General features: G+C 46.6%; 14 protein-coding genes. 3 read left to right on the forward strand and 11 right to left on the reverse strand.

The window, feature by feature from the left end; all coding sequences use genetic code 11:
* The first annotated feature begins 124 nt into the window (after nt 1–124).
* Together H6F52_RS05910 and H6F52_RS05915 are read left to right on the forward strand one after the other, a co-directional pair.
* Nucleotides 125–1,060 carry an ABC transporter permease gene (locus H6F52_RS05910; protein WP_190532732.1) on the forward strand — a complete coding sequence of 312 codons (936 nt, stop codon included), beginning with the start codon at nt 125–127 and terminating at the stop codon, nt 1,058–1,060.
* Nucleotides 1,057–1,716 (forward strand): HAD family hydrolase, encoded by a 660-nt coding sequence (locus H6F52_RS05915; RefSeq protein WP_190532735.1) that lies wholly within the window; start codon nt 1,057–1,059, stop codon nt 1,714–1,716. The genes H6F52_RS05910 and H6F52_RS05915 overlap by 4 nt, the downstream gene beginning before the upstream one ends.
* A 10-nt stretch (nt 1,717–1,726) precedes the next feature.
* Here H6F52_RS05915 and upp read toward each other — a convergent pair whose 3' ends face one another.
* From upp to H6F52_RS05935, 4 genes are all read right to left on the reverse strand, one after another.
* Nucleotides 1,727–2,362, reverse strand: coding sequence for a uracil phosphoribosyltransferase (gene upp, locus H6F52_RS05920; protein WP_190426659.1), 636 nt, complete (start codon nt 2,360–2,362; stop codon nt 1,727–1,729).
* Between the two features lie 272 nt (nt 2,363–2,634).
* Complete coding sequence (locus H6F52_RS05925; RefSeq protein ID WP_190532738.1) at nt 2,635–3,870, reverse strand: URC4/urg3 family protein; 1,236 nt, start codon at nt 3,868–3,870, stop codon at nt 2,635–2,637.
* A gap of 62 nt (nt 3,871–3,932) precedes the next feature.
* Nucleotides 3,933–5,198: a GTP cyclohydrolase II gene (locus H6F52_RS05930; protein WP_190532741.1), complete on the reverse strand. Its 1,266-nt coding sequence runs from the start codon at nt 5,196–5,198 to the stop codon at nt 3,933–3,935.
* Nucleotides 5,199–5,680: 482 nt separating this feature from the next.
* On the reverse strand, nt 5,681–6,235 hold the full coding sequence (locus H6F52_RS05935; RefSeq protein WP_190526853.1) for a DUF2808 domain-containing protein: 555 nt from the start codon (nt 6,233–6,235) through the stop codon (nt 5,681–5,683).
* Nucleotides 6,236–6,761: 526 nt separating this feature from the next.
* On the opposite strand from H6F52_RS05935, the gene H6F52_RS05940 reads away from it, so the two are divergent.
* Complete coding sequence (locus H6F52_RS05940; protein ID WP_190532745.1) at nt 6,762–8,579, forward strand: iron uptake porin; 1,818 nt, start codon at nt 6,762–6,764, stop codon at nt 8,577–8,579.
* A 202-nt stretch (nt 8,580–8,781) separates the two neighbouring features.
* On the opposite strand, the gene H6F52_RS05945 is transcribed toward H6F52_RS05940, so the two are convergent.
* From H6F52_RS05945 to H6F52_RS05975, 7 genes are all read right to left on the reverse strand, one after another.
* On the reverse strand, nt 8,782–9,882 hold the full coding sequence (locus H6F52_RS05945; RefSeq protein WP_190411438.1) for an ABC transporter ATP-binding protein: 1,101 nt from the start codon (nt 9,880–9,882) through the stop codon (nt 8,782–8,784).
* A 145-nt stretch (nt 9,883–10,027) separates the two neighbouring features.
* Entirely contained in the window at nt 10,028–10,834 is an 807-nt protein-coding gene (locus H6F52_RS05950) for a carbohydrate ABC transporter permease (RefSeq protein WP_242033863.1), read from the reverse strand.
* 81 nt (nt 10,835–10,915) lie between these two features.
* Nucleotides 10,916–11,827, reverse strand: coding sequence for an ABC transporter permease subunit (locus H6F52_RS05955; protein WP_190436357.1), 912 nt, complete (start codon nt 11,825–11,827; stop codon nt 10,916–10,918).
* A gap of 121 nt (nt 11,828–11,948) precedes the next feature.
* Nucleotides 11,949–13,277 (reverse strand): ABC transporter substrate-binding protein, encoded by a 1,329-nt coding sequence (locus H6F52_RS05960; protein ID WP_190532751.1) that lies wholly within the window; start codon nt 13,275–13,277, stop codon nt 11,949–11,951.
* A gap of 593 nt (nt 13,278–13,870) precedes the next feature.
* The gene (locus tag H6F52_RS05965; protein WP_190532754.1) at nt 13,871–16,525 is read right to left on the reverse strand and encodes a response regulator; all 2,655 of its coding nucleotides are present in this window, start codon (nt 16,523–16,525) and stop codon (nt 13,871–13,873) included.
* 211 nt (nt 16,526–16,736) lie between these two features.
* Nucleotides 16,737–17,198, reverse strand: coding sequence for a response regulator (locus tag H6F52_RS05970; RefSeq protein WP_190411433.1), 462 nt, complete (start codon nt 17,196–17,198; stop codon nt 16,737–16,739).
* 70 nt (nt 17,199–17,268) lie between these two features.
* A complete protein-coding gene (locus H6F52_RS05975) occupies nt 17,269–20,631 on the reverse strand; it encodes a PAS domain S-box protein (RefSeq protein WP_190532757.1) in 3,363 nt (1,120 codons plus the stop codon).
* Between the last annotated feature and the right edge of the window lie 395 nt (nt 20,632–21,026).

Raw genomic sequence — 21,026 nt, forward strand, 5'->3', positions numbered from 1 at the left:
AGCCCCCTTCGCATCTCTCTTCCTGCTCCTAATCGGAGCGGGAAGAAGAAATTTTTTATCTGCAAGGGATCTTTCTCCCCTTCCCTTGCAGGGGAGGGGTTGGGGGAGAGGTTCCTCATTCAGCATGGACACTCTCAACTTTTTCACCGACTATCTAATTGCTAGCCTGCGCCTCTCAGTACCATTAGCCTTTGCTGCCCTTGGTGGACTTTTTTCCGAACGATCGGGAGTGCTAAATATTGGACTAGAAGGAATGTTACTCTCCGGGGCATTTGCGAGTGCAGCAGGAGCATTTTTTACTGGCAATGTTTGGCTGGGAATGCTGTTAGCAATCGTCGTCGGGGGATTGGTCGGACTGCTTCATGCCTATCTGTGCGTTACCTTGCGCGTCGATCAATTAGTATCTGGACTTGCCATCAATCTTACAGCCGCAGGATTAACTTCTTTTTGGTCGCGTGTCTTATTTAATAGCGGTCAGGCGCAGCAGCTACCAGGAATTCAAATCATCGGCATTCCCGGATTAAAAAATATTCCAGTTATCGGTAATCTCCTCTTTAATCAAGACCCCTTAATTTACTTATTATTTCTGTTAGTTCCCCTGAGTACATACCTGCTATTTCGTACAAGTTTAGGCTTATCTTTACGTGCCGTCGGAGAATATCCCCGTGCTGCGGATACTGCTGGCGTTTCTGTCACCAAGGTGCGCTATGTTGCAGTCACTCTCAGCGGCTGTCTTGCCGGTTTAGGAGGAGCTTATCTAACATTAGTTCACGTCAGATTCTTTGTAGAGGATATGAGTGCAGGAAGAGGTTTTATCGCCCTTGCAGCTTTGATTTTTGGCAGATGGCATCCCGTCAGCACGGCTTTAGCTTGCTTGTTATTCGGTGCTACAGAAGCTTTGCAACTGCGAATTCAAGCCTTTAATCTGAATATTCCCTATCAATTTTTAGTAATGTTGCCTTATGTCATTGCCCTGTTGGCACTAGTCGGATTAGCTGGCAAATCAACCCCTCCCGCCGCCCTCGGTGTTCCTTACATTCCTGAAAGTCGCGAACAATGAGTCGATATCAGTTAATTATTTTTGACTTTGATGGCACTTTAGCAATTACGCATCCAGCTATCATATCCTGCGTTATCAAAACCTTCCAGACATTTAACATCGACCCGCCAGATGAAGAACAGATTCGCTCAGTCATTGGCGTTACGCTTGCCGAGGCTTTCCCGATTTTCCACCCAGCGATCGCGCCCGAAGAAATTCCTAAATGGATTCAAACTTACAGACACTTTTACCAAACAGAAGGTTTATTAAAAATCAATTTATTTTCGGGAGTAAAGCAAGTGATTCAAGCTGCATCCTCCGAAGGTTTGAACTTAGCAATTGTTAGCGTCAAACACACTAAGTTTTTAAAGCTTGCCGTAGAAAAGCTAAAAATTAATACTGACTTCGATCTAGTTATTGGCGATGACGGACAAATGCCAACCAAACCGGATGCAAGATTATTCCACTCAGTCATCCAGCCGATTTATCCAGACATTCAAAGTAACGAAGTTTTAGTATTTGGCGACAGTCATGTAGACTTAATGTTTGCTAAAAATGCTGGATTAGATGCTTGTTGGGCTACTTATGGCTATGGCGATCGCGCAAAATGTTTAGCACTCAACCCAACTTTTGTTGTTAACGAGATTTCCCAACTGATTTCAATCATCAAATCCTAAGCGCAAATCGCTACTTTGTCCCGTACAAGCGATCGCCTGCATCCCCAAGTCCTGGGACAATATAACCGTGTTCATCTAATTTTTCGTCAATTGCAGCCGTATAAATAGGCACGTCCGGGTGTTCGCGGCGTAAGTGTGCAATCCCCTCTGGTGCTGCCAGCAAGCACAAAAACTTGATTGACATCGGGCTAACTTCCTTAATTCTGTCAATCGCCGCGACGGCTGAATTTCCGGTTGCCAACATGGGATCGACAACCAAAATATCTCGCTGTTCAATATCATTCGGAACCTTGAAATAATACTCAATCGCTACATGAGTAGTCGGGTCGCGATATAAACCAATATGTCCGACTCTTGCTGAAGGAATCAGTTCCAAAATTCCATCTAAAATCCCCTGTCCTGCCCGCATAATTGAGACAATTACCATCTTCTTTTCAGCAGCCAGCATCGGTGCCAACATTGGGGCAATAGGCGTCTTAATTTCTTCATATTTTAGCGGTAAATCTCGCGTCACCTCGTAAGCTAACAACATTCCGATTTCTTTGAGGAGATTGCGAAATTTTCCTGTGCTAGTTTCCGTTTTCCGCATCAGGGTTAATTTATGTTGGATCAAGGGATGTTCGATTACAGTGACTTCAGCATTCATTAATAAATTCCTCTCGAAAGATGCACAAAGACAAAGCCTACCTACGCAGGCTTAAAAAATAAGCAAAAATTCCTTTTCACTTGAGTGCAATATATAAAAGAACCTCACCCCCAACCCCTCTCCGTAAACGGAGAGGGGGGAATATTTAACCCCTCTCCGTTTACAAGCAGGAGGGAATATTTAACCCCTCCCTGTTTACGGGGAGGGGCAGGGGTGGGGTTAAACCATACTGCATCCAATAGAGAATTGCTATATTCACCAGGTAATTTCTATTAAAACACGGTTCCATCACTCGCAATTTTAATTGGAGGAACGCCGCCTTCTCGTAATTGTGCGGCAATTTTTCTCCCCGCACTCCAAGTTCCTCCTTGTAAAACTTTTACTAGGGGTAATTCATCAGCAGTCATATTCAGCTTTTGTCGAATCGTTGCCGCAATTTTATCTAACAAACTAACCGTTAAAGCCCTCCATTCTACAATTACCTCAGAACCTACTGGATGACGTTCCTGCAAAACTGCTGAATCTTTGACTTGTAACAATCCAGTATCTAGACATAAACCGCCATTACGATATTCGGGCAAACCTGTAAGTTCCTCTAGTCCAGTGATTTTTAAATCGAGTTCCTGAAGGGGTTCTAAAAGAGAATAAGTTAACCACTGGGAGAGTTTGTGAAACGGCACATAATTGTCGCTTTTCTTATCTCCCGATAAAGCTGAATGAATCCACACATCGCCTAAGTTTACCCCAGCGATCGCAAGTCTCCCCGACCAAATTTCCCCTAACCCCTCCAAAACTGCACTCAACACCTTACTCGCAGCCAGTTGTCCATGATTGCTGCTATCCCACAAATAATTGACTAGATTGCCAAGACGCGGGCTTTCGGTGCCAAAAAACTTAGGATTTTGAGCGAGGACTTGTCCCAAACGCTGTAGCAGCTGAACGCGCCCTTCCACCCCAACCAGCGGATTTTTTTCACTAACTTGGAAACCCTGCACTAAAGCGTCTTCTGTTAACTGTAGGAGTCCATCGGCATCTACCTGTAATGGTAATTTCGAGTGACTAGAGAAAGCACCTTGAAAAAACATTCGGAAGCTAGCCACGGCTAAGCCTTCCGAACGCCGAAACACTTGTCCCGTTTCTGGTTCGCAATACTGCCAATGAGTGCCCGCGCCTGCATCCAGTAAAACGCTAACAATCGCTAAATCAAACTTAACTTTCGCTTTTTCTAAGCGATTCAGTCTCGTTAAAGCTTGTTCAAGTTCCAAAAGACGAGGCACATTTCCGACTTCAAAATGTCGCCAGCGACTGTGAAAAGGAATATCGAGATCGGGATAATCATCGCGCATCACCCCGATAACGTAATCAGCGCATTTGTCTAACTGCGTTAAATCAACTCGAAAGTAACGCAGTTTGTCTTCACAGCCTAAAAGAAAGAGGCGATCGCATCTTTCCCGAATTGCCACCGGACTCCTCAAATATGCGATCGCTTCCGATTCAGAATTGCTCATAAACAATAAAAACGCAAAGATTAACTTTGCGTACCTTTGCGTAAACCTTTGCGTTAAAAAACCTAATCCCCTAAACCCCGTCCCTTAATTTCTGCCAGAGTTGTCGCAGTGGGCACCTCTCCCGGCGTGTAGTAACCAGCGGCTTGCTTGGCAGCAATTTCCACCCACGCATCTTCTGGAATCCAATCATCGGGAATCGGGATGCGTTGGATTACCTCGATACCAGAATTTGTAATCGCGTTGTATTTCATATCACTCATCGACACCAAGCGGTCAATTCGCGTAATTCCTAGCCAATGCAACACATCCGGCATCAGTTCTTGAAACCGCATATCTTGAAGTCCCGCCACGCATTCAGTCCGGGCAAAATAGGCATCTGCGCGATCGCCTCCTTCCTGACGCTTCCGGGCATTGTAAACTAAAAATTTAGTTACTTCGCCCAAGGCACGACCTTCTTTGCGGAAATAGACAATCACCCCTGCGCCGCCTGCTTGTGCTGTCTGGACGCAGACTTCAATGCCATGCACCAGATAAGGGCGACAAGTGCAAATATCGGAACCAAACACATCTGAACCGTTGCATTCATCATGTACCCGCACGGCAAGCAGTCGGTTGGGATCTGTAATTGCGGCGACATCGCCAATCAGATAAATCGTCGTGCCGCCAATCGGTGGTAAGAATACGTGTAAATCTGGGCGCGTTACCAATTCTGGGAACATCCCGCCTGTTTGCTGGAAGAGAATGCGACGTAAATCGCTTTCTTCAATGTTGAGTCGCTTGGCAATCCCTGGTAAATACCAGACTGGATCGATTGCGACCTTTGTGACGACTAAATTACCGTTATTTTTGATAATTTGACCGTCAACTTGCAAGCGCCCTTTTGCCACAGAATCTTGCAATTCCGGCATATTAATATGAGCTTTGGTGACAGCAATGGTGGGACGAATATCGTACCCCTCTTCATAAAATGAAGGGAAAACTTCACCCACAATTGCTCCAAATGGATCGAGTGAGACAATTTTGTTCGCATCTGCCCAACTGGGATATGGCCCAATGTGGACAACCGGAGAGGTATTGGTTAAATCGGCGCGGTGATTTGCCTGGAGTGCGCCAGATGCGATCGCAAGTGCCCGATAAACGGCATAAGATCCCGAATGCGTGCCAATTGCATTCCGTTGATTTGGGTTCGCTAATGTCCCAATAATGGGTCCTCGTTTAATCGGATCGCTTTCTCCCCAATGAACGGAAACGGATTTTTTACCCGATTTACCAGGATGGGATGTTAAAACAATATGCTTATGCGAAGATACTTTTTTTGGGTTTTCCATAAATAGCTCACAAGATGCACTCAAGATGTCGTCTAGGGCAATCTACGCAGGGAATTGGAAATAAGCTCTCATCATACCAAGGGGATTTTGGCTCTCGGAGTATCCTGCACAGCCAAATCTGTTTGTGGTTGCTACCCTTTCATTTAGTATTATTTGCTACAAACTTATACAATTTCCAGATTTTTAAATTAACTTAATAGAAATCTAATCCTATCGCTATACTTCCATGAATTCATCTATAAAAACGTTTGTGCTTAACTTTTTTCCCCTGAGTTTTTTAGAGGATTTTTAGCCCCAGTTAGGCTGTATGAGTAAGTTCGCTCGGCGCGATCGCGGCAGACGATCCCCGCACTACAATACAACGCCCATACAGAGAAATCATGCTTAACCGAGAATCACTATATTGTCAAGAATATTCACGAAAAAACCGCTAGAGAAAACTCCCCAGCGGTTGCGGCTTAGCTTTATTGATAATACAAACTTTACCGAGCATCAAAAAAGCGCAAAGGACCATAACCTAAAAATTGCTTTTCGGGTTTATCGCCTGTAGGAAACGCTGACACGCCAAAGTTATAAATCCCAGAAACACTAGGATTTTCAAAGGGTCCAATGGCAACCGTTACAGTTTGACCGGGTTGAATTGGGGGATCGAATACTAGGTCAACTTCCTGAGTTTTTTTGTCAACTTTTACTTCGCCCAACTTACAATTCTCTTTGGGTTCCTCATTGAGAAACGCTTTAGTTCTGGCAGAATCGAATTCAACTAAATTGCCACCATTTTGACGAATTGTTACTCGATTTAAAGATTGAGACGCCGTTTTTGGTAAGTTAAAAGTGAAGTAATAGCTTGCGCCTCTGAACCGGACGCTGGCTTGACTTGTTCTGGTATTACTTAATTGAAAAGGAACACCAAAAGAACTTCTGCCATTTGAGAATTGAATCGCCTGCGCTGATGGATTGTTTACTCCAGAAGCGCCGACGCCAAAGGTAAGAGTGCCTGCAATTAATGCCAGAGACAATTGCTTAAGACGCTTCATTGTTGTGACCTCCTAGGGTTGCGAGTGTCTGGTAGATGCGATTCAGGAACTTGGAAAGCTGTTCTAAAGGGAGAGCCATTTAGGGCAAAGCGATCGCGTATATCATCTTCAACAATTATTCATGAAAATGATAAGCAACAATGCTACCTAAGAAGGATGCTTTATCTTTCTTACCTTTTTTATAGCAAAGAATTTTAAAAGTAGCTCCGCCTTGAACATATAATTTTAAACCTTCATTTAAGATTTGAGCGATCGCTCCTAATAATTCCCTTCAGATTTGTGCAGTTCTCATTCGCCGCTTCTAAGTTTACAGAATGTCAATAACTGCATCAAATCAGCTAAAAATCGGAAAATAATAGATAAAATCAAGCTACAGATTAATTTTTAAAGCGCGGTTGAGCAAAGCTGAGAACAACCGAGTTTTAACCTAACTACAAAAGATTTTGAAAAACTAGGGAGTTTTTCACAGGTTGTCTTTGCCGACTCAGCGCTTTCACCAGCGTGTATACAGGTGTGCGGAGGAACTATGTTTAAGCTATTCCGGGCTTTAGGACTTGGTATAGGCATCTGGGGTGTCGCTTTGCTATTGTGCAATCGTGCCGTTGCTATAGAAGCGATCGCCACAGAAATTGCCAATACCGAACCTAATACCACTTCCTTAGAAACAATTGCCTCATCTACCCCAGAAACCCAGGAGTCACCAGGAGCAAACAGCACCGAGCTTTCACCAATAGATGTCAGCATAGATGTCAGCTCAGTTGCCGTTCTATCTGAGCCGACTCGTGCCGCTACCGATACAAATTTACCGGAAGCGCCAGTTATTGAATCAGTTATTGAAACAGAGTTAAGCGAAAAAGCGACAACAATAGCGCAAACCCCCGACGACTTGGAGCCAACCAGCCTAGATGAGCTAGAAGCTGACTCGATGGAGCAAGTCACTTCCGTCACTCAACTTTCCGATGTGCAGCCGACAGACTGGGCATTCCAGGCGCTGGAATCCCTAGTCGAGCGCTATGGTTGCATTGCAGGTTATCCCGATAGCACCTTTAGAGGCAACCGCGCACTCAGTCGCTATGAATTTGCCGCCGGGTTAAATGCCTGTCTCAATCGAATCAATCAACTCATTCAAACCTCAACTGGCGAACTTGCCAGCCAAGAAGATTTAGCGACGCTGCAACGATTACAAACCGAATTTGCACCAGAACTTGCAACCTTGTTAACTCGTGTCGGTAACTTAGAGGCATCTGTTACTCAGTTAGAAGAACAACGCTTTTCCACGACAACTCGACTCCGGGGAGAAATCCTGTTTGCCGTCAGTGGAGTTGGTGGCGGCGAAATCAACAACCAGGATGTCGATGCGAATGTTGTCCTCAGCAACCGAGTTGAATTGAATTTAGATACCAGTTTCTCTGGTCAAGACTTGTTGAGAACCCGATTAGCGGCTCAAAATACGCCTAACTTTGCAGAAGTCACGGGAACCAACTTTGCCAAACTCTCATTCACCGGAAACAACGAGAATGACATTCAACTTGGCGCACTGTTCTATCGGTATCCGGTGACAGAGCAAGCGATCGTTTACTTTGGACTGATCGGGATTGGCTTTGGTGATTTTACGCCTACCCTCAATCCCTATGTCAACAATTCTCTTCTTGCTGCCGTTTCTAACTTTGCCGGAGAATCGCAGCTATTTGGGCTGAATGGAGGCACGGGGTTTGGTTTAGAATATCGCATTAGTCGAGCGGTGCGGCTGTCTTTGGGATATCTCGCATCGAACACCAATCAAGCGGAAACGGGTCTATTTGGGGGTCGTTACGGCGCGATCGCTCAAGTCACTTTATATCCTACAGACAGTCTGAGTGTGGGTTTGACTTATATTCATTCTTATAACATCGTCACTGGCAAAGGCAGTCGTAACGCCGAAGACCCCTTTAATGGTGCGGCTCTTTCTACCAATGCTTATGGATTACAAGCCTCTTATCAAGTCTCCCCTAACTTCAACATTTCTGGCTGGACAGGGTTAATTAATGCTCGTGCCGAATCCGAGCCACATAAAGGCAGCGATGCCAAAATCTTTACGTGGGCTTTAAGCTTTGCTTTGCCCGATGTCGGTGGACTCGGTAATCTGCTCGGATTCGTGATTGGTCAACCGCCTAAAGCAATTGAAAATGATGTTGTTGGGCGCGAAGATCCCGATACCTCTTTACATTTAGAAGCCTTTTACCGCTATCAACTCACTGATAATATTGCGATTACCCCAGGATTTTTTGTAATTACAAATCCCGAACACAATGCTAACAACGATCTAATTTATGTCGGCACCGTCCGCACCAGTTTTGTGTTTTAAGAAAGTATTTTAATCCGGTTATCATTCTGAGCATTACCGAAGCGCGATCGCTTGTTAGCGTAGCGGTGCATAGCACAGGCAAGCTCTGTAGAGTCTTCGCAGATGTAGGGGCATAGCAAAGAGTCAGGGAAACAATCCCCTGGCTCTTTGACCGAGTCAAACAAAAATTTTTTCTGATTGCAAAATGAACCTTTAGTGTTGCCTAACGCCCAACCGCAAGCGGTTGCCGTCTAAAAACAGCATCCCCCGTCTGCACATCAAACCAGTGGATATTCTGAAGTGGCAATGCCAGTGTTATATCTTCGCCACTCCAGCGCCGATCCGTCGGTAACAAGGTACGAATTGTCGTGGGTTCGCCAGCAGAACCCTCAACCCGTACGCTTACTAAGTTGTTCATCCCCAAGTTTTCTACCAAAAACACCCGACCCCGAACGGTGTTTCTATCTTCAGGTTGTGCAATGCGAACATTTTCCGGACGAATCCCCAACACAATCTGCGGCGGCACGGTTGGAACTTCCGGCAGCGGGATTCTAAAATTACCTAGCATGGCGGAATTTCCCTGGCAAGGCAGCGTTAACAAATTCATTTGGGGACTGCCCACAAACCCAGCCACAAATAGATTTGCCGGATTATTATAAATACGTTCGGGGGGGTCAAGTTGCTGCACATCGCCCTTGTTGAGAACAGCGACTTTACTAGAAAGCGTCATCGCTTCTGTCTGGTCGTGGGTGACGTAAACAACCGGAACGTGTTGAGATTCAAATAGTTGCTTAATTTCAGCCCTAACGTTTTCCCGCAACAGCGCATCCAAGTTACTTAGGGGTTCATCTAATAAAAAGACATGAGGACGGCGTACCAAAGCCCTTGCTAGGGCGACCCGCTGCCGTTGTCCGCCAGACATTTGACCCGGTTTGCGGCTCATTAATTCGTCTAATCCCAATACTCTTGAAGCTTCTGCCACCCGTTGTTTAATTTCTTCCGGGGGTGTTTTTTGCAGTTTGAGACCAGAACCGATATTCTCGTAAACCGTCATGTGAGGATAAAGGGCATAGCTTTGAAATACCATTGCAATGTCGCGATCGCCCGGTCGCAAGTTTGTAACATCTTTATCCCCGATGGAGACCCGACCGCGTGTGGGTTCCTCTAGACCTGCAATCAACCGCAGAATGGTAGATTTACCGCATCCAGAAGGTCCAAGTAACGTGAGAAACTCACCATCTTCTACGCTCAAGCTAACGTCTTTGACCGGGATGACTTTGGGATTATAGGTTTTATTTAAGTTTCGGAGTTCGAGTCTAGCCATGATTTTAAACAGGTTGAAGGTTGAAAGTTGCAGAAAGTTGAAGGTTGAAAGTTTTTTTACCTCGGTTTCTGGCTCAGTCTGAGAAAAGGGATGATTTTTAAGGTTGAGTGATTCATTCATCACTCAAAACTCAAAATTCATCCCTTTATCCTTTAACAGCACCCGCTGTTAAACCTTGGACAATCTTGCGCTGGAAGAACAACACCAGTAAAACTAGGGGCAAAGTTCCCAAGACCGTTGCCGCAGCAATTGGCCCGTATGGAATTTCAAATAGGGACGCACCGCCTAATTGAGCAGCCCCAACCGGAATCGTCTTCATATCTTCACGAGTAATAAAGGTGAGGGCGAAGATAAACTCGTTCCAAGCAAAAATAAAGGTGAGAATTCCAGTCGTGACCAAAGCTGGAACCGTCATCGGCAGTAAGATTTGCGTCAGCATTTGGAACGTATTATAGCCATCGACTTTAGCAGCATCTTCCAAATCTTTTGGCAATTGCTCGAAAAAGCTTCGCAGCACTAAAATCGTCAACGGTAAATTGATAGCAGTATAAGGAACTATCAGCGCCAAATAGTTGTTACCCAAGCGAAATGCCTGGACAATTTCTAACAGTCCCAAGAACAACAAAATTCCAGGGAATAAAGTAATGATTAGGACACCAGCAAGGATAACTTTGCCGCCCCGAAGATGCAATCGTGCCAGAGCGTAAGCAGCGGGTGCCCCAATGGCTAAAGCTAGAGCAGTGGAAGTAATCGAGACGAAGGCACTATTTAAGATGTAGCGCCAAAACGGACGACGAACGAATAACTCAATGTAGTGAGCAAGGGTGTATCGAGTGGGAAAATAGACCGTGGGAACGGCGGCAATATCCTCATTGACTTTGAATGAAGTCAGCAGTTGCCATAAAACTGGCGCTAGGCAGAAGATTACTACCAGGGCAACTGCCAGGGGCATTAAGATTTTTTTCCAGGAAAACTTTTTCCCCTTGGTTGGGGTTGGAGCGGTTGGGCGTTCTTGGGGAATGACAGTCATAACTTAAGCGGCTCCTGAAGTTTTGGCACGAGAGCGACTGAGCAAGAAACTAGCGATCGCTACTGCTACAATCAGCAACGTAAAGGTCACTACCACCAGCGCCGCACCATAACCAAAGTCTAAGTAGCGCATCACGGTGGAGTAGATGTACAGCGAGACCACTTCCGTCGAACCTCCAGGCCCGCCACCTGTCATCACCGCAATCAAGTCGAAAATCCCGAAAGATTGGGCAAATCGAAATAGCAGTGCAATCAAGATTTGCGGCATCAGCAACGGTAGCGTAATTCTAGTGAAGTTTTGCCAAGGGGTTGCTCCATCAATCGAATGGGCTTCGTAGAGGTCAGGCGAAATCGACTGCAACCCAGCCAAGAGCAGAATGCTGATAAACGGCGTGGTTTTCCAAACATCGGCAAAGATCACCGCCATCAATGCCAGCGTTGGATCTCCCAGCCAGTTAATCCCACCTTCTATGAGACCGACTCGCCGAAGAATGTCGTTGACAACGCCAAACTGGTCGTTAAAAATCCAACCCCAGGCAAGACCGATCAGAGCAGTCGGTAATGCCCACGGTAAGATAGCTGTCGTTCGCACCAAGCTTCTTCCCCGAAATTTCTGAGTCAGAACCAGAGCGATTCCCAGCCCTAGTAATAGCTCGATAATGACGGCTGAGGTAGTGAAGACTGTTGTTGTCCAGAAACTCTGCCAGAAACGACCATCCCCCGCCATCCGCCCGTAATTATCCAGACCCACGAAGACAGGTTGCAACTCGGTTCCTAGGTTCTTCGTAAACAAACTCAACCAGAATGCCCGGACAATCGGGTAGCCATAGACCAATAACAGGACAAGCAAGGCAGGCAGTAGTAAGATCCAGCCCGTGCGTTGTTCCCGACCTCGGATTGTATTCAGGTTCATCATGAAGTCAAAGGTAAAAATTCAAAAGACTAACTCTTAAAAAAGTCAAAAGTCCAAGGTGAAAAGGCAAAAGAAACCGCAAATATTGTTTTGATTTACTTTTGCCTTTTACAGGGTTGCCTGGTTATGCCGACGGTTTCGCTTGACCCGCGTTGAGGAGTCGGCGCGTTTCATTCGCGGCAGATTGCATTGCTTTTTCCGGACTCGTTCGGTTGGTGAGTGCGGCACTGAGGTAGCGTTGCAAAATATCAGAGGCTTGGGCATATTGTGCAATCGGCGGACGTAAGACGGCTTTTTGCACCACCTCTAAAATCTGCGGGTAGTGGGGGTATTTAGCGACAATCTGTGGGTCTGTAAATAATTCCCGTCGGCTGGGCAGATAGCCCTCTTTCAATATGAATTGCCGCTGTGTTTCTTCACTGGTAAAGTATTGAATCGCTTTCCAGGCTTCCTCTGGATGTCGAGAGGATTTAGAAATTCCAAAACCCCACCCGCCTAGGCAAGCCGCCCCACTTTGACCGGCGGCGTGAACCATCGGTTTAATCCCGATTTTTCCCTTGATGGGCGAAGTCTCTTCATTCGCTAAGGGCCAGACATAAGGCCAACTTCTTAAAAACGCTGCCTGACCGTTCTGGAAGAAGCGTCGGGTATCTTCTTCGTGGTAGGTTGTCACCCCAGGCGGGGCAATCCCCTCCTGAACGGTGCTACGCAAAAACTCGATGGCTCTTAAGGATTCCGGTCGATCTAACCCAACTTCTAACGTGTCGGGATTCACCCAGAAGCCACCAGCGCCTTCGAGAACCTCCATAAACATTGCCACCGCTCCTTCGTATTGGCGACCTTGCCAGAGGTAGCCCCATGTTACCTTTCCTGTCTTCTGCAAGGTTTTGGAAGCTGCCATCAAATCTTGAAAAGTTTCTGGTGGCTGCAATCCGGCTTCTGCTAGCAAGTCTTTCCGGTAGTAGAGCATCCCCGCATCAGAACGAATTGGCAGTCGGTACAGCTTGCCTTCGTAACGTCCCCCTTCGACATCATTGGGTGAAAATGCTGCCAATTGGTCTTGGGAAATCCGGTTGCTGAGGTCTAGCAGCCAACCCGCCGCCGCAAATTTTGGCGTCCAGATGATATCCATGACCACCAGGTCATAAGGAGATTCTCCCAAGATGAAAGCAGAGGTATAGAGGTCTTCAACCAAGTTTGTAGCGTTAGGACCTTCAACGATGTTGATGCGAATGCCTGGATTCTCTGCCTCGAAGTCTTTGATCATCCGCTGCAAGGGTGGGGCATCAGGGGCAGGCAGCAACAGGTTGAGCGTGACTGGCTGCTGAGCCATCACGAACCAGCTAAACAATACGATGCCCAAGAAAAGAAGAATAGATATCCCAAAGCGACGCAAAGAGCGGAGGTTTGGTAGGAATTTTCGCAGTTTGTTTACCGATTGGCGATATAACATTGTTGCTTTATCAAGCAAAGGTTTAATAGTTGATTAGGAAACAAATAAAGACAATTAAATTTTCTCAACCGGCTTATTTGATGGCTAGCTTACTCACTTTGCTTAAAATTGCTTAATACTCTGATAAGAAGCCCGAAAAAAATAGCTCGTGCTACAGATAAAGTTTCAGCTCGTCATCAATGCAGACGATTCGTTTGAGAAAGGCAAAGTTTGCAGAAACGTATCCTAGGCTGAACTGAGATCGTCTCTGGTTCTGTTAGGAGTACAAACTGTTTATTTCCGATAGATAAAAATGCTTTGATATCAGTAAATTAATTTCTTATTAATGAGAGATCAACCTTCCAAAGAGATAGCAAGCTATAAACAAAAAACTTTCCTGGGGGGTTTGAGTTGCAGACCTAAAAGTGGTAAAATCCTCGTTAATATAAGATTAAGTTTTATTAAATTTAAAAAAAGTTTGATTAACCTTGGAAGGGTTAAGACTAGCGATCGCTACGAAAAACTCTAAGGGTTAAGACTAGCGATCGCTGCGAAAAACTACCCAATTGTACAAACCACTATTTCTATTTATATTCATCTATTAGAATTAGCAGTTATCGGTTTGAAGTGCTTGCCGCCAGCTTTGCAACCACATTCGCCAATTCATCTGGCTCAACTGGCTTCGCCAAATGCATCTGAAAGCCTGCCGAGAGAGCCTGCGTGCGGTCTTCTTCCCTCGCATAGGCAGTCAGCGCGATCGCCGGAGTCTCTCCTCCTTGGGTGGCATCCAGTTTCCGCACTTTCCCAAGCAAAGAATAGCCATCCTCGTCGGGCATCCCAATGTCACTCACCAGAACATCCGGTCTGACTTGAGGGATTCGCTCAAATGCTTCTTGTGCCGATGCCGCTGCGATCGCTTCAGCGCCATATTGTTCCAGCATGAAGGTCAGAAATTCCCGCGTGTCAGTATCATCGTCCACAACCAGTACTCGCACGCCATCGAGTAAAGCGCTGCCGACGGAGGATTCAGAACCCAATAAAACATCTTCTTCCATTGTTAGTTTTTTCGCCTCACTCTTGATAAGTGGCAATATTACTGTGAAAGTTGCTCCCTGTCCTTCGCCCGGACTTTCTGCGTAGACAGTCCCACCGTGCAGTTCTACTAAATGATGCACGATTGCCAAACCGAGTCCCAGTCCACCGTGCTTCCGAGTCGTTGAGCCATCCGCTTGTCGGAAGTAATCAAAGACATGGGGCAAAAAGTCAGCACGGATGCCCTTCCCGGTGTCGAGGACTTGAATTTGGGCATAGTTGCGATAAGTCCTGAGTCCTTCATTTGTCATGAGTTCGCGTTCGTTGGCGAATGACTTTTGACCGCTGACCATTGACAGTCTTATCTCAACACGACCGCCTTCCGGCGTAAACTTAATCGCGTTTGAGAGCAAATTCCAAACAACTTGTTGTATGCGGCTGGAATCGCCCGAAACCAGCCCTACAGATGGATCGAGGAAAGACTGAAGCTGAATCGATTTCGCGTCAGCCGCCAGACGCACCGTGTCGATAGCTGCCTCAAGGGTAGAGACTAGGTTGATTGGGGAGATATTTAGACCGACTTTTCCGCGGATGATCCGCGAGACATCCAGCAAATCATCAATGAGCTGTGTCTGCAACTTAGCATTGCGCTCGATAGTTTCAATCGCACGAGTGGTGGTAGCTTGGTCAAACTTTCGCGTGCGGAGTAGTTGCGTCCAACCGAGGATTGGGTTGAGCGGCGATCGCAACTCGTGAGAAAGTATCGCCAAGAACTCATCTTTCATGCGATTCGCTTGCTGAGATTCTTGGTAAAGCTGTGCATTGTCAATCGCCGCCGATGCCATCTGAGCCATTTGTACCAGGATGGCTTCATCCTCTTCGGTGAATTCCCCCTCGTATTTGTCGGAAAGCTGAATTAAACCGATATTTTTTCCATTACGACCAATCAGCGGGACAGCCAGCCAACCCCGCATGGGTGGGTGTTTATCCGCCGCCTTCCCAAAACCCCGCCAAGCTGGATGTGCTTCTAGTTCGGCTTGCGTCATCCGCATCGGGCGCTTCATGCTACAGACCAGTGCATAGATGCCAGAACCATCGGTTGTTTCACTGTAATCTCGCCACTGCGCGTACTTATCTGACAGAGAAACTGAGTTAATCGCCTGTTCCCAGTTCTCGCCTACCGTGATGCTAGTGACTGACTGATGTGTCCCGATAATTTCGCGGGACTGTGCGGTAATCAGCGATAGCATTTCGTCGAGAGATAGGGTTGAGTTGATGGAAACGGATGCCTCTGCGAGGCGTTGCAAACGGCTGGTATATTGCCGTTGACGGGTCAACATTTGGGCGCGTTCTAATGCGATCGCTACCTGATCGCAAACAACCTTCATCAATTCAATTTCATCCGTCTCGAAACGGATGCGGTTGCGGGTGCCAAAAGAAAGGGTTCCCATGAGCTGACCGTGGGCGAGTAACGGGTGACAAGTATAAGCTGTCATTCCCAGCGATCGCGCCATTTCTATTTTCGGGTCTGTGGATTGCTGAACGTTCTCTGCGACGAAGTGGTGACGCTCTAAAGCGACACGTCCACACACAGTTTCACCCAAATCCAACCACTCTCTTTCTTGAGAAACTTGCTCGGAAACTCCACCACAACAGTTTAAATGCAGAAGTTGTTTTTCCCGATCGACCAAGTAGTTGAAATAAACTTCAAGCCCTAGATGAGAAGAAAGTTCTTGAAATAGGTTTTCGATCAGTTCTTGCGGTCGATCGTTCAACAGTAACTTGCTTGCCGTTTCCGATAGAAGCTTGAGCCGCTCGTGGCTTTTGTGTAGGTCTTGTTCCGCAGCTTTGCGATCGCTGCGTTCCTGGCTTTCTCGCAAAGCTCGCATGACTGATGGCACCAGTCGCTCTAGCCGTTGCTTCACCACGTAGTCTGTCGCACCGTTTTTCAGAGTGTCAATCGCCAATTCCTCGCCAATCGTCGCCGAGACAAAAATAAATGGCACATCGCAGCAAAGGGAGCGAGCGATTTTCAGCGCTGAGATGCCATCAAACGACGGCAGTGAGTAATCTGAGAGAATCAAGTCAAAAGAGTCTGTTTCTAGTGCTGTAACAAAGTCAGTGCGCGTCTCTACTTGCACCAACTCGCAGTCAATCCCACCATTGCTTAAATTCGCATAGATGAGTTCTGTATCTAGCAGACTGTCTTCGAGTAGGAGGATACGCAGTACTTTCACAGGACTCAAACCTTTTTTTGATTATTCAGCGCAACCGTGGAAATCAACATTACTGCTTAAAGCTGAAAACTGAAAATGAAAGTTTTGATTTTGAGTGATTAGATTTTTTTTTGATTCCAAATTTAAAACTCATAATTTAAAAAATTTTCGTTTATAATCCCTTGTTTTCATGAATAAACTCCATCGTGAATGCTTAATTTCTTCTACCTGCTTAGACAGTACAGGCAATGGGTAAAGAACCAGGTGGTGGCTGATTGACGATTGCCCAAAAAAGCCCGATTTCCTTGATGGCGTTCACAAATTCATGAAAATCAACGGGCTTCACAACATAAGCATTCACCCCTAAATCGTAACTCCTAATCAGATCTTGCTCCTCCCGTGAAGAAGTCAGCATGACGATTGGGATTACTTTCATCGTAGGGTCAGACTTCAACTGTGCTAGCACTTCCAGCCCATCCACTTTGGGTAATTTTAGATCTAGCAGTACCACGACCGGATTCCCTTCAATCCGCAGCTTAAAAATCCCCCGTCGATAGAGATAATCTAGCGCTTCTTCCCCGTCGCGCACGACCACCACTTCATTCGCTAGATGGTTTTCCTCTAGCGCTGCGAGTGTTAACTCAACATCGTTGGGACTATCTTCAACTAGCAAAATTCGTTTCAATTCTTTCATTCATCCCCCTGTATCAATTAAAAATTAAAAAATTTATTCTTCTTAATTTTTAATTTTGCATTTTTAATTTTCATGTTTTTCCTGCCAATTTTGGCAATGAGAAGTAGAAAGTTGCTCCACCCTCTACCGCACCCTCTGCCCAGGTTCGACCGCCATGACGATGGATAATTCGCTGGACGTTCGCCAATCCAATGCCAGTCCCCTCGAACTCTTGTTGGCTGTGCAGGCGCTGAAATACGCCAAAAAGTTTGTGTACGTACTGCATATCGAATCCTACGCCATTATCACGAATAAAAAAGACAACCTCAGACTCATTGTCAGTGCTGCCAATTTCTATTTCGGCATGGGTGCGTGTCTGCGTGTACTTAATAGCATTCGCCATCAGATTCTGGAGTACCAGCCGTAACATGGAAGGGTCGCCTTGGACTTCAGGTAAGTTTTCAAGTTGCCAAGTTACCGCCCGGTTATTGATTTCCGGCTCTAGATCGCGTTGGACTTCTCGAACCAGCCGATCCATATTAATCGATGCATAGCGCATCTCAGTGCGCCCCATGCGGGAAAAGGCGAGCAGTTCATCGACGAGAACTCCGGCTTGTTTAGTGGTCTGGGCAATCGTTTTGAGATAACGCAGACTGGTTTCATCGAGGGTTGTTGACCCTAGCCGTTTTAGGAGCAAGTCCACGAAACCGCTAATATGGCGAAGTGGTGCCCGCAAGTCATGGGAAACCGAGTAGGAGAAAGATTCAAGTTCTTTATTAGCAGCTTCTAGTTGAGCAGTCCGTTCTTGGACCCGTTTTTCTAACTTTTCATTGAGTTGTCGAATCGATGCTTCAGCTTCTTTGCGATCGCTAATGTCGATACACGAGCCGATATAACCCAGAAAACTGCCATCCGGTGTAAATCGGGGAATCCCAATCTCTAGAAGCCATCGGTACTCCCCATCAAAGCGTCTGAGACGATATTCCATTTTGAAATCTTGACGAGCATCAAAGGCATTTACATAAGTATCTAAAAACTGGAGATCGTCGGGATGGACTCCTTCTATCCAACCGTTGCCCATCTCTTGTTCCAAAGTCCTGCCAGTAAAGTTTAGCCAAGGTTTATTGAAGTAGTAATAGAGCTTGTCTAAACCAGACATCCAAATCAAGACGGGAGCCGTATCTGCCATTAGGCGAAAGCGTTCCTCACTTTCGATTAATGCGGCTTCAGCGTGCTTGCGATCGCTAATATTGCGGAAGTATAGCGATAGTCCTCCGGTTTCCGTAGGGTAAGCGCGGACGACAAACCAAGCGTCGAATGGTGGGTAATAGTCTTCCAGTTCCAGAGGCACTTGCTCGGCAATTACCCGCCGGTACATCTGATCGAAGCGGGTGTTGACAACTTCTGGCAACTCTTCCCAGAAGTTCTTGCCCAGAAGTTCTTCCGGGGAACGACCCAAAGTTCTGGCTCCCTCGCGGTTGACGTAGGTGAAACGCCACTCGCGGTCGAAGGCGAGAAAGCCGTCGGTGATGCTTTCGAGAATATTGGAGACTTGCTCTCTAGCGGCTTCTGCTTCCGCACGGGCGATTTGCTCTAAGGATAAAAGCACAGCGCGTTCTGCCTCTACTTGTTTGCGATCGCTAATGTCCAGTAAAAAGGCGACACCCTCTTGCTGAGAGTCGTTAAGCAAGGCAATCCCCAGAACGATCGGCACTCGCTTGCCGTCCCGTTGGACGTACTCTTTCTCGTAAATATTGGAAACTCCCGTTGCTAGAACCTCTGCGATCGCTCGCTCATCTACGTGTTGGTACTCTGGGGGCGTTAGGTTTTTCCAACTGATTTTTCCCAATTCGGTAAATTCTTCGCGGGTGTAGCCAACCAAGCGGAGGTAAGCGTCATTGGCTTCAGTGATGAAACCATCCAAATTCCAGAAGGCAACGCCGCTCAGGTTGGAGTCGAAGAGTCTGCGGAAGCGCTCTTCCGAGCGACGCAACGCTTCCTCAGATGCTTTGCGATCGCTGATATCGCTAACTAAGCCGACAAATCCTTCAACTTGCCCAAGACTGTCAAACTGGGGAATGTAAGTGGCACTGATGTAGCGGATGCCACCATCTTGATAAGGGATTTCGGTTTCGTAAGTAACTTGTTTTCCTGACAAGACTGCTTCGATATACGGACGAGTCGCTTCATAAGCGGCTTCGCCCAGAACCTCCCGAACTTGCTTTCCATTCACTTGCGTGCCATAATCCCCGAACCATTCTTCATAGGCTTTGTTGTGAAAGCAATAGCGCTGTTCTGAATTGATATAGGCAATCAGGACTGGCAAGGCATTTGTAATCAGGCGGAGTTCATTTTCTTTTTTTTCCAGCGTCTCCTGCGCTTGCTTGCGCTCGGTGATGTCCCGGTAATAAATGCTCAGCCCGTCTTCGGAAGGATAAGCATGGATCTCTAACCAGATGCTTAACGGCTCGTAGAACACCTCGAAATGGACAGCCACCTGCTCGGTAATTGCCCGTCGATATTCTCGCTCAACTTTCGTCCCTACTGACCAAGGCCATTGCTCCCAGTGAGTTTTTCCAACGATTTCCTCCAGCTTTTGCCCGTTGAGCCTCGCTGTTTCATGGTTTACATAGGTGATCCGCCACTGGCGATCCAAAGCGACAAACGCATCAGTGATGCTCTCTAGGACGTTCGTAACGCGACGGGTGGACTCCTGTAGCACCAACTCTGCTTGCTTGCGATCGCTGACATCGGTAATCATGGCAAGCGTGCCGAGGAATTCCCCCATGTCGCTGAAAATTGGACTGGTACATACAATTGCCCAGAGATCCGAGCCGTCTTTGCGGCGGAACTGCAAGTCATATTGAGCGGTGACGTCTGGGTTGGGTTGTAGTATTTTTTGCAGTGCTTCCTGGCGCGACGCTTCATCCACAAAGTCGAAAATGGATCGTTCCAGGATTTCTTCCACCCTGTATCCCAGCATTTGCGCCATTCGCTGGTTGACGTAGTCTGTCCGTCCTTGGGTATCGATTGTCCAGATGCCTTCGTTGGCAGTATCGATGAGGCGACGATAGCGCTTCTCACTTGCTTGTAGCTTCAGCAGACTCGTCTCTAGCCGCTGTTTTGCAGTGTGTAGTTCTGAGTTCAGCGAGCTGATCAAGAACGTCACCAGAATAAATACACCCAGTCGCACTACAAGGCTCGTGCTGGTGACGTTTACAGAATAGAGCGGCCCTAAGAAGAGGAAATTGGTAACTAAAGCCGATAAAATTGCAGCTAGCAGCCCCGTAGCCATGCCACCATACCAGGCACTAATCGACACTGCTGCATAAAAGAAAGGGAAAATGAGCGGTCCCATCAGCGGCTGTAACAGGAGTGTCAGTAGCAGTGCTACCACCACACTCAAGACAGCCACGCCATAGCTCAGCAGTTGGGAGCGTGTTACTTTCAGCATGAACCTTTCAAAATTGAAATCCAAAGCGCACCTTCATCAAGGCTTTTTTTACCCTAAGATAGATGACAATTTTTTGGTATTCACCTTATGGATTATTTATTGAGTTGTTAGGATTCCCAATGATTAGCAGCGATCGCGCTCAAAATCGCAACTCGCCACTTTTTCCCGGTATCTTTGGGTTTTAGTGTCTAAATTCACGCCAATCTCGTTCATTCAACGCGATCGCTCTGGAAATTTATTCATAAAATTTAAATTAAACTCAGTTGATAAAAACGACATGAAAACAAAAAAATACTTGGCGCATAGAGTTCGCATCTGAACAAACTTATGCAAACCCTCCGCGAAAGTTAGTCTGCTTTCATCGAACTAATCTGGGATCTGCCCAAGTAATACGC

The sequence above is a fragment of the Coleofasciculus sp. FACHB-542 genome, assembly GCF_014695825.1.
Lineage (GTDB): Bacteria > Cyanobacteriota > Cyanobacteriia > Cyanobacteriales > FACHB-T130 > FACHB-T130.

Excerpts from the sequence above, each read along its gene's own strand:
- H6F52_RS05975 (WP_190532757.1), bottom strand. The coding sequence starts at position 20,631 with ATGCTGAAAGTAACACGCTCCCAACTGCTGAGCTATGGCGTGGCTGTC.
- upp (WP_190426659.1), bottom strand. The coding sequence starts at position 2,362 with ATGAATGCTGAAGTCACTGTAATCGAACATCCCTTGATCCAACATAAA.
- H6F52_RS05925 (WP_190532738.1), bottom strand. The coding sequence starts at position 3,870 with ATGAGCAATTCTGAATCGGAAGCGATCGCATATTTGAGGAGTCCGGTG.
- H6F52_RS05945 (WP_190411438.1), bottom strand. The coding sequence starts at position 9,882 with ATGGCTAGACTCGAACTCCGAAACTTAAATAAAACCTATAATCCCAAA.
- H6F52_RS05930 (WP_190532741.1), bottom strand. The coding sequence starts at position 5,198 with ATGGAAAACCCAAAAAAAGTATCTTCGCATAAGCATATTGTTTTAACA.
- H6F52_RS05960 (WP_190532751.1), bottom strand. The coding sequence starts at position 13,277 with ATGTTATATCGCCAATCGGTAAACAAACTGCGAAAATTCCTACCAAAC.
- H6F52_RS05970 (WP_190411433.1), bottom strand. The coding sequence starts at position 17,198 with ATGAAAGAATTGAAACGAATTTTGCTAGTTGAAGATAGTCCCAACGAT.
- H6F52_RS05910 (WP_190532732.1), top strand. The coding sequence starts at position 125 with ATGGACACTCTCAACTTTTTCACCGACTATCTAATTGCTAGCCTGCGC.
- H6F52_RS05940 (WP_190532745.1), top strand. The coding sequence starts at position 6,762 with ATGTTTAAGCTATTCCGGGCTTTAGGACTTGGTATAGGCATCTGGGGT.
- H6F52_RS05935 (WP_190526853.1), bottom strand. The coding sequence starts at position 6,235 with ATGAAGCGTCTTAAGCAATTGTCTCTGGCATTAATTGCAGGCACTCTT.
- H6F52_RS05950 (WP_242033863.1), bottom strand. The coding sequence starts at position 10,834 with ATGCCCCTGGCAGTTGCCCTGGTAGTAATCTTCTGCCTAGCGCCAGTT.
- H6F52_RS05915 (WP_190532735.1), top strand. The coding sequence starts at position 1,057 with ATGAGTCGATATCAGTTAATTATTTTTGACTTTGATGGCACTTTAGCA.
- H6F52_RS05955 (WP_190436357.1), bottom strand. The coding sequence starts at position 11,827 with ATGATGAACCTGAATACAATCCGAGGTCGGGAACAACGCACGGGCTGG.